The organism is Campylobacter sp. US25a, assembly GCF_004379075.1.
In the GTDB taxonomy this organism is placed as follows: domain Bacteria; phylum Campylobacterota; class Campylobacteria; order Campylobacterales; family Campylobacteraceae; genus Campylobacter_D; species Campylobacter_D jejuni.
On the sequence record NZ_RYYM01000115.1, the window covers coordinates 1 to 357 of the forward strand.

General features: G+C 17.1%; 1 pseudogene. It reads left to right on the forward strand.

The window, feature by feature from the left end:
- Window positions 1-357 (forward strand): annotated as a pseudogene (locus ELQ12_RS09990) (hypothetical protein); the annotation flags it as partial.

The following is a 357-nucleotide window of genomic DNA, read 5'->3' on the forward strand; positions in this document are numbered from 1 at the left end:
AATTTGTTAAAAGAATTTAATTTTGATAGTTTTTCTTGTAATTTTTATAATAATAATATTTTCAATCAAAGTCTTAAATATTTAGATAATATACAAGATGAAAAAGAATATATCAATGAGTATAAAATATTTTTAGAAAATCTTAATTATTTTAATCAAGAATATAATAATTATAAGCTTGTATCTATACAAGTAATCAATAATTTAAAAATAGCCTATATACAAAAGCTATCTTTACAAGATATTGATAATATTAATATCAATTCAGAACTTTATTTGCTAAAAGCTTTATATTTTTGTGAAGATTATGTTTTATATGATAAAGATAAGCAAGCTTTATTTGATGAAAACACAATA